The sequence below is a fragment of the Halomicronema sp. CCY15110 genome (genome assembly GCF_016888165.1).
GTDB lineage: Bacteria > Cyanobacteriota > Cyanobacteriia > Phormidesmidales > Phormidesmidaceae > Halomicronema.
The window spans coordinates 25,848-34,701 of sequence record NZ_JACSWC010000302.1 but is presented as its reverse complement, the minus strand read 5'-3'; the positions used below and the strand labels follow the sequence as shown (position 1 = coordinate 34,701).

Below are 8,854 nucleotides of genomic sequence, written 5' to 3'. Positions count from 1 at the left end.
CTGCCAAGCAATATCGCTGATTGAGCGGAGTCGAAATCAGCCACCAGGCTATCGTTTAATTAGGCCCAGCTACTTACACCCTTAGAAAGGAGCAGCAAGGCAGTGAGCGCGGCTTTCGCTTCCGTCAAGACCCGTGTCCTTAACCTCTGCCGCCGATCGCAGTCAGGTCAGCCTTAACTTTACAGACAGTTGGATACAGAGAGCTGGATCGGGCAAATACCGCTAGGCAGAAACATGGGTTAAGGGCACATAAATCTGAAATTCGGTGCCCTGATTGGCTTCGGAGACGACGATGAGGCGTCCGCCGTGGCGTTCGGTGACAATTTGGTGGCTAATGGAAAGGCCGAGTCCCGTGCCTTTGCCAATTGGTTTGGTGGTGAAAAAGGGATCAAAGAGCCGCGCCCGATGTTTTTCCGCAATGCCCGGCCCATTATCGCGAATGCGAATTAATACCTCGCCCTGGAGTTGTTCGGTGGCGATCGCGATCGTCGGCGGCTCAGATTTCTGTGCCCTGCCGCCGGCAGTGATTTCTTGCTCTAGAGCATCAATGCCATTGCCCAAAATGTTCATAAAGACTTGGTTGAGTTGGCTGGGATAGCACTCCACCAAGGGCAAGTCGGCGTAGTCTTTGACCACCTGAATGACCGGGCGATCGGCTTTTGCCTTAAGGCGATGTTGCAAAATCAACAACGTGCTGTCGATGCCTTCATGCAAATTGACGTCTTTTTTCTCCGCTTCATCGAGGCGTGAAAAGGTCCGCAGCGAGGTCACAATTTGCTGAATGCGCTGACTCCCAATCTGAAACGACTTCAAGATTTTATTGAGGTCTTCTAACACATAATCAAGGTCAATTTCCTCGATGAAATCATCAACCGCTTCCACGGGCTCGGGATAATTTTCTCGGTAGAGGCTTAAGAGGTCGGTGAGGTCGGTGAGGTGTTCCTTAATGTGGGGAATATTGCCGTAGATAAAGTTGACCGGGTTATTAATTTCGTGGGCGATGCCCGCCACCATTTGCCCCAGCCCGGACATTTTTTCCGTCTGGACGAGTTGGGTTTGTGTTTTTTGCAGGGTTTGCAACGCATTTTCGAGTTCAGCAGCTTTTTGCTGGGCCAGATCACCGCTTTGCTTCGTTTGGGCGTACAGTTCGGCTTGCTGAATGGCAATGCTGACCTGGGCCGCGAGCGCCTTCAGCAATTTGATCTCTTCCTCTTGCCAGTCGCGGGGGCCGGAGCACTGATGGGCGATCAATAGGCCCCACAGTTCATCACGGACGAGGATGGGCACGATCGCGTTGGCCTGCACTTGCATGTCGAGCAAAAAGTCACGATGACATTCATCCAGATCGGCAGTGGCGACGTTGGGAATGGTGCGGACTCGCCCCTCCAAGTACATCGCCGCATGTTCTTCGGGAAAACAGGTATCTTGGGTGGCTTCATTGAGCAGCGATCGCCACGGAGCCTCCACCGATTCGGTCACGACCCGACCCAGCCAGTCTTTGTCAAAGCGATAGATCAACATGCGGTCAACATCGAAGAGTTGGCGTACCTCTTGCACCGTGCGCTGTTGAATTTCGGCGACGGAGAGCGACTGGCGGATCTGATTCGAAATTTGATTGAGTAGCTCTTCTTGTTTCGCCAGCTTGCGATAGGTTGCTTCCGACTGCTTCAGCAAATCCTCAGCAATTTTGCGCTCGGTAATGTCTTCAATAGTGCCGAGCAACCCCACGACGTTGCCCTGGGCATCGTGTAGCGGGAGTTTGCTGGTTTCTCGCCAGCTGAGTTTGCCGTCGGCCTGCATCTGCGACTCTTTGATACGCAGCATGGGGGTGTCCGTTGCCATCACCCGGCGATCGCACTTCAAGTACCAGTCAGCTTCTTCGGGCGTCCACGGCAAATCGTCATCGGTAATGCCCACCACCTCACTGGGATTGTTAAAGCCCGCCATCTCGGCCCAGCGCTGGTTACAGCCCAGATAAACCGAATTCAGGTCTTTCCAAAAAATGTATTGCGGAATATTGTCCAGCACAACCTGGAGGAATTCAGCCGTTTGGTGTACCTGTAGTCCGGGCTGCCCGACCCCTGGCGTGGGTAGCCGCGAGGCTACTGGTGACGCGGCTACGGGGGCCAGCGGCCCGGCTAAATTGGCCAATGAGGCCGCCGTCAGATCAGGCATTTCGGCTCCTACGATCGCGTCTGGATAGGCTTCCAACTGGGCGACAGCCAGACTTTTGACTTCCGCTGCCTGCATAGCCGAGGGAATCACGGTGGGATGACTCATACTGACCACCGCTTCGACCTGTCCCTGGGCATCGTAAATCGGGGTATACGTTGCTTCACAGAGTTGCAAGTCACCGTCTTCGTTCGGGAGGGCGTGCACCCGTTTTTCCGCCTGCTGTTCCTGTATCACCGTCAGCAAAGCGTCGTCGACTTGTTGCCAATACTTGCGCCAAACTTTGGGCAGCCCGGCCTGTTGAGTCATCTCTGCCAGAGCGGCATTATGCTGTCCTAGCCATTCCAGTTGGCTAGCGTTCAGCACAGCCGCCAAGGACGGACTAGTCTGACAATACCGGCGATCGCGATCAAACAACGCCAGCCATTCTGGTGAGCCAGTCACCAATTGTTGCAGGGCGTTGGGCAGCGTAGAAGAGGCAACGGCAGCATCCATAAGCAAGGGTAGTGCGCTGAAGGCATTCATCTAGTTGGTTTGCTTGCTAGAGTACCCGTCCCCAGCAGATTCACACGCGCGCCCCCCAAATTTCGACAACTCGCTCGTGCCGCCAGCGACCAACCACAGCAGTCACTGGCTGAACCAGGAAAGCGGCAATTCTCAGTTTGAACTGCTCACCGTTCACCCTGAACCGGGCGCAAGGCGAAGTAGGCTTTCTGACTTCGGAGAACGCTGAGCGAACGACTCCCTCAGCGTGAACGTCATCATTCAATCCCCGAAAGCGATCCTGAGAATTGCTGGCCAGGAAAGCGGCAACTTTGCGAAACGGCCATTTCTTGAGAGAGTGAGAGATGCAAGATCTTAAATTTTGATAGACAAAGAAGGCAGTCATGGTGAACACAGCCTGGGTATTTCCTGGTCAGGGCTCGCAATCGGTGGGGATGGGACTCGACTTGATGACCCATGCCACCAGCCAAGAGCGGTTGGCGATCGCGGATGAAATCCTGGGTTGGTCAGTCGCCGCCATTTGTCAGAGCGAAGACGACAAGGTCTCGAATACCTTGTACACCCAGCCTTGCCTCTACGTGCTGGAAAGCCTGTTGGTGGACTGGTTACGCGAACAAGGCCATGAACCCGCTCTCGTCGCCGGGCATAGCCTGGGCGAATATGGTGCGTTGTATGCGGCCGGGGCGTTTGATTTTGGGCCGGGGTTGCGGCTGGTGAAGCTGCGTGGTGAACTCATGTCCCAAACCTCCGAAGGGGTGATGGCGGCCCTGATGGGCTTTAACCGCGACGAGTTGGATGCCAAAATTGCCGAAACCGAAGGCGTGGTATTGGCCAACGACAACAATCCTGGGCAGGTCGTGATTTCGGGGACGCCCGAAGGCGTGGATGCGGTCATCGCCGCTGTGAAGAGTAAGCGCGCGGTCAAGCTGAATGTCAGCGGGGCGTTCCATTCGCCATTAATGGCTCCAGCGTCTCGCGAATTTCAGCAGGTGCTGGATGCGGTGGAGTTTCGCGATGTCCAGATTCCGGTTCTGTCGAACGTTGACCCCACCCCCGCTACTGATGCCAAGACGCTAAAGCAGCGCCTTTCCCAACAAATGACCGGGTCGGTGCGGTGGCGCGAGATTTCCCTCTCGCTACCCGACCTCGGCATCGAGCAAGTCATCGAGGTCGGGCCGGGCAATGTGCTGACAGGACTGATCAAGCGCACGGTCAAATCGTTGCAGCTCACCAATGTCGGTACCCTTGAGCAGCTCACTGCTCTATAGCCCTGAGGCGTCTTGTTATGGCTAGTCGCGATCGCGAACCCCTGGCGAGTTTGCTGTTGTACTACCTGTTCAAATGGACGGTGGTCAGTCCGACGTTTCGCTTGTACTTTCGGGGGCGGGTCGAAGGGGCGCAGCATGTTCCCAAGCAGGGGCCGCTGATTGTCGTCGCCAACCACGCTAGTGATTTTGACCCGCCCATTTTGTCGAGCTGTGTGCGCCGCCCCGTCTCTTATATGGCCAAGGAGGAACTGTTTAAGGTGCCGGTGCTGGCTCCGGCCATTCGCTTATATGGGGCGTATCCCGTCAAGCGGGGCAGTGCCGATCGCAGTGCCATTCGCGAAGCGTTAAAACAACTCGACCAGGGGTGGGCCGTGGGGGTCTTTTTGCAGGGCACCCGCACCGCCGATGGCCGCATTCCTAACCCTAAGCTGGGGGCCGCGCTGATTGCGGCGAAAGCCCAAGCGCCGCTGCTGCCCGTCAGTCTGTGGGGCACCCATCGCCTTTTGCCCAAAGGGCGCAAAGTGCCGCGATCGCTGCCCCTCACGGTGCGCATCGGCGAGCCCATTCCGCCCCCCGCCCAGACCGATAAGGCGTTGCTGCAACAAACCACCGAACAATGTGCAGCGGCGATTCATCAGCTCCATGATTTAGGTCGATAAGAGTGCGGCTGCACCGCAACGGCCCTGGCATGAATCTTGCTACTGCTCTCACCAAGTCTTGAACTTGCCTACTCCGCAAGAGCCATGGCAAACCGAGATAAACGCCGGTGCACAACCAGAGTCAACCCTTCGCCTCATCGGCTTTGCAGCGAATCCACATTGAGATCAGTGGCCCACTGATCCACCACTTGAGGCGTGCCGTACCAAGCGATTCCCGGTTTGGGAGAATGGTGCACCTCATCCAGCACCAGGTTAGTCGCTCCGTCCAAATGAGCCGCTGGGATGGGCGTAATGCCATCGCCCCAGCAAGCGCCATTGCCGCCCGTAATCTGATAGCTGTTGTAAGTAAACCAGGTGCGCCACCGTTGCCCAAATACGGCCTTGCCCGCAAAGCAGATGTAGCGCACGTCGGGGTGATACGCACCGGGGTAAGTCTGATTGACAAAGTCGAGGTTGCGGCGAGTCCAGCGCTCTTGGCTGGTGTGGGGCGTACCCAGGGTGATCAGGGTCTGCACGTAGCGGTGGCCCGACCAGCAGTTGCGCCGATCGCGGTCAGCGGGATGCACATCATAGGGCTCATCGCCGAGATAAATCCGGGCAATCCATCCCCCGGCAGAGTGGCCCACCAGATTAACGCGATCGCTCCCAGTCGCCGCCATCGCCTGCTCGACCGTCTCTGCCAGGGCCTGCAAGATCGGCTGCACCGAGCGGCCGCCGATGGTGGGAAACCAACTGGCTTGGGTCAGCGGCACCACCGTTGTCCAAAGACCACGCTGGTTTAAGTCCGCTTCCAGAGATTTGTAAGGAGCCGCCCCCGCAAAATAGCCGGGAATGATTACCGTGGGCAAAGTCATGAAACTCTCGCGATCGCTACCCTTCATTATGGGACGGTGGGGGAGGGTTGGGCCGCACCCTTCAGGGATGGCCAGCCGCCAGTACCGGGGTTGGCGGATCGGGCGCAAAGTGAGTGGTGGCGCTGTCCAAATGTTTCAGCAATGTGGCTTTGGGCAGGGGGCCTTGCAAATGCTCCCACGGCAAAGGCTGCTCCCGTTCCCAATGGGCGTGGACGTAAAAATCGAGCGGCGGCAGTTCGCCCTTCAAGGCTTTGAACGCCCGTTTATAACTGCCCAGGGAATCGCCAAATTCCCGAGCTTGCAGCAGCAGCGGGGTGAGGCGGCGATCGCCCCGCGAAATCATCGCCTGAATGATTGACCAGTTATAGCTTTCGGGGCGAAAGTCGATGCCGTTGGGCCGCAGGCGTTTTTGCAACCGCTTCAGCCGTTTATCCGCTTGAGGATTCACCCCGTACCACTGAAACGGCGTGTGGGCCTTGGGCACAAAGGTGCTACAGCCCAACGTGAGCCGCAAACCCGGAGCTGCTTTTTTTAGCTGCAACATCAGGTCAGCAGTGGTGTCCAAATCTTCCGGCAGTTCGCCCGGAATGCCCGCCATGCCGTACAGCTTTAGCGCGCTGAGCCCCCCCGCCTTGGCATTCACTGCCGCCGCCACAATCTCTTCGGTCGCCAGTTTTTTGTTGACGATCTGCCGCACCCGTTCGGCACCGCTTTCGATCGCGATCGTGATGGATTTAGTGCCGTGGCGCGTCAGGGTTTCCGTCAGCTTTTGGTTCACCGTGTTGGTGCGCACCGAGGCGATACTCAGCCGCATGTCGTCAAACCGAGGTTGATTGAGATAGTCCAGCAGCTCATCAAATTCGGGATGCTGGGTGACGGACGCTCCGAGGAGGCCGAGGCGATTCGTGACGGCCAAACCTTTTTCGACCGCAGGCATCAGGGCACCCGCCACCGGGGCCGTGCGAAAGGGCAGGGTGAGATAACTCGCCAAGCAGAACCGACACATTTCGGGGCAGCTCCGCACCACTTCCACCATGTAGATGTTTTCCCACGCGGCCTTCTCCGTCACCACCGACGAGGTCGAGAGGGTGTTGCCGCGATAGGTTTGCTTTTCTACCACGGGGGGAATGTCGGCATCCACGGGCTGAATGGCTGCGATCGGGCCGGTGGGACTGTCGTAGATCGGCTCGTACAACGCCGGCACGTAAACGCCGGGCACCTGGGCCAAGCGGCGCAGTTGGGTGGCGCGATCGCTGCCCCGCACGGTTTGATACGCATCGATAAACGCCTCCAGCACGACCTCACCGTCCCCCAGTAGCACCACATCAAAAAAGGCGGCAAAGGGTTCGGGATTAGCCGTGAGCACCGGGCCACCGCCAAATACCAGGGGATGCTCGTTGCCGCGATCGCTCGACAAGATCGGCACCGTCAACGATTCCAACTGGGTGAGGATGTTGGCGTAGTCCAGCTCCCACGACATGGAAAAGCCCAACAGCTCAATCTGGGTGGGCAAGGGCTCGTGCCCATCGGTGAACAAGCGCGACACCGCCAAATCGGCCCGCTGCGCCAGCATGGCCCAAATGATCTGATACCCCAGGCTAGTAATGCCAATGGTGTATTCATTGGGAAACGCAAACACCACTGGCGTCGCCTGATCTACAGGGGTTGCGGGCGTAAACAGCAGTTTTTCTAAGTGAAATGGCGCAGTCAACAGATTATTCTCTCCTAGATGCTTGTTTAATTTTGGCTGGCGATCGCCAGCAGTATATTGGCCATTTGCCCACCGTTGCCCAGTAATCACCATGTCATGCAGCTAGTGATGCCCAGCGATCAACAACGGCAACGATGAGCTCGGTAAGGGCACGGGGGCGATCGCGCGATCATGATGGCCCCAACCTGTCAACGCACCCTCTACCCGCTCATGAAACCACGAAAATACGCGGATCTAGCGGCCAACGACACACGTCAAGTTCTGGTTATATGCACGGTTACGCTTCATAAACACTTTAACTAAGATGACATCACAGATAAATTTTCTTCATTTTTGCAGCCCCAATTATGAGGTAGAAGAAATTGTCCGCAGGACGCTAACTCATATTTGGTATCCCTAGCGGTGCCCAGGCGAGAAAGCCTACCGAAAGGCCGCCCTCTGATGTTCGGGGAATCTCAACGGGAAAACTTGCTGACTTGGGATCATGGTTATCGCGCTTTTTTCGTTCCCCCCCAAACCCTCTTGGGTTATGCCCCCCAAGAGTCCCTGTTTTTCAAGCACTTTTAATAGAGACTCTGAGTAGATTTTCTGCTTAGAAAGGTACCGTGACCACGATGCAACATATCCCGAGCAAAGCAGCAGTTGAACAGCTCCTCCTAGAGGAAACCCTAGTAGCTTCTCATGAAGCACTCTCTACGCAAGCATTCACCCCTGAGCAACAAACCTGTCTAGTCGCCGAGGCCAAGCAGTCGCTGAAGCAGGGCGCAGCCCACCAACGCCAAGGCAATACGGTAGCCGCCTTGGCCGATTTTCAAAAGGCTTTACAAGCGTTTCAAGTTTTGGCGCAGCCGCGATCAACGGCCCGAGTCGTGCTCGTCATGGCGCATCTATGTTACACACTGGCCGATTACCTGTGGGCTGCTGACTATGCTCGTCAGGGGTTGGCGCTGTCGCAACAGTTAACCGATCAGGCTCTCCAACACCAAGCCCTGAGCTGTTTGGGCAACAGCTATCGCCATCTGGGCGAGTTGAAAAATGCCGAAACCTGCATGGCGCATAGTTTGCGACTGGCCCAAACCGTTTGCGATCGCGAAGCCGAAATGCGTGCCTTGGGCAATTTGGCCCTAATTTATCGGGTGCAAGGCAAGTCCGACCAAGCGGTCGCCCTCTATGAGCAAAGTTTGGAAATTGCTGAAGCCCATCAAGACTTCGTGGCACTAGAGCAGATTTTGCGCAATTTGGGCAATGCTTATCATGCGCTTGGCAACTCGCAAAAAACTATCGAATATTACGATCGCCTGCTCCGACTCAGCCGTGATCGCATGGAACTGCCGGTGGTCAACAAAATTCTGCGCAATTTGCACAGTGCTTGTTATGCGATCGGCGACTACACTCGCGCGGTGGTGTACCTGCAAGAGCGGCTGCAACTCGTGCGCCAACTCCAAGACGATCGCGGCGAAATCCAAACGCTAGAGAGCTTGTCGATTAATTACGACATCTTGGGCGATACCGCCAAGGCGCTGCAAGCTCGCGAAGAACGGCTCAAAGCGGCCATCCGCCTGCAAGATTTGTCGCTGCAGCGACAGGCCTTGTCGAGCCTTAAGATGGCCTGCATTGCTCAGGGCGATTTTGAGCGGGTCAAGCGCTATATCCACTACCTCACAGAATCTGTGTAGAGATCCAAGC

General features: G+C 56.5%; 6 protein-coding genes. 3 read left to right on the top strand and 3 right to left on the bottom strand.

Annotation, left to right across the window (positions count from 1 at the left end; translation table 11 throughout):
* Positions 1-222: 222 nt before the first annotated feature.
* Positions 223-2,667: a GAF domain-containing protein gene (locus JUK32_RS13520; protein WP_204139386.1), complete on the bottom strand. Its 2,445-nt coding sequence runs from the start codon at positions 2,665-2,667 to the stop codon at positions 223-225.
* A 392-nt stretch (positions 2,668-3,059) separates the two neighbouring features.
* Between JUK32_RS13520 and fabD the strand changes: the two genes are divergently transcribed.
* Both fabD and JUK32_RS13510 read left to right on the top strand, forming a co-directional pair.
* Positions 3,060-3,944 carry an ACP S-malonyltransferase gene (fabD, locus tag JUK32_RS13515; RefSeq protein ID WP_204139385.1) on the top strand — a complete coding sequence of 295 codons (885 nt, stop codon included), beginning with the start codon at positions 3,060-3,062 and terminating at the stop codon, positions 3,942-3,944.
* A gap of 17 nt (positions 3,945-3,961) precedes the next feature.
* Entirely contained in the window at positions 3,962-4,603 is a 642-nt protein-coding gene (locus tag JUK32_RS13510) for a 1-acyl-sn-glycerol-3-phosphate acyltransferase (RefSeq protein WP_204139384.1), read from the top strand.
* Positions 4,604-4,737: 134 nt separating this feature from the next.
* Here the strand turns inward: JUK32_RS13510 and JUK32_RS13505 are convergent, their stop codons facing one another.
* The gene (locus tag JUK32_RS13505) at positions 4,738-5,457 is read right to left on the bottom strand and encodes a triacylglycerol lipase (RefSeq protein WP_204139383.1); all 720 of its coding nucleotides are present in this window, start codon (positions 5,455-5,457) and stop codon (positions 4,738-4,740) included.
* A 61-nt stretch (positions 5,458-5,518) separates the two neighbouring features.
* On the bottom strand, positions 5,519-7,171 hold the full coding sequence (locus tag JUK32_RS13500; RefSeq protein WP_239112640.1) for a radical SAM protein: 1,653 nt from the start codon (positions 7,169-7,171) through the stop codon (positions 5,519-5,521).
* A gap of 611 nt (positions 7,172-7,782) precedes the next feature.
* Between JUK32_RS13500 and JUK32_RS13495 the strand changes: the two genes are divergently transcribed.
* Complete coding sequence (locus JUK32_RS13495; RefSeq protein WP_239112639.1) at positions 7,783-8,844, top strand: tetratricopeptide repeat protein; 1,062 nt, start codon at positions 7,783-7,785, stop codon at positions 8,842-8,844.
* Positions 8,845-8,854: the final 10 nt, after the last annotated feature.

What these genes read in the sequence shown, in the direction of transcription:
- JUK32_RS13520 (WP_204139386.1), bottom strand. Translation starts at nt 2,667, where the DNA reads ATGGATGCTGCCGTTGCCTCTTCTACGCTGCCCAACGCCCTGCAACAA.
- JUK32_RS13505 (WP_204139383.1), bottom strand. Translation starts at nt 5,457, where the DNA reads ATGACTTTGCCCACGGTAATCATTCCCGGCTATTTTGCGGGGGCGGCT.
- JUK32_RS13510 (WP_204139384.1), top strand. Translation starts at nt 3,962, where the DNA reads ATGGCTAGTCGCGATCGCGAACCCCTGGCGAGTTTGCTGTTGTACTAC.
- fabD (WP_204139385.1), top strand. Translation starts at nt 3,060, where the DNA reads ATGGTGAACACAGCCTGGGTATTTCCTGGTCAGGGCTCGCAATCGGTG.
- JUK32_RS13495 (WP_239112639.1), top strand. Translation starts at nt 7,783, where the DNA reads ATGCAACATATCCCGAGCAAAGCAGCAGTTGAACAGCTCCTCCTAGAG.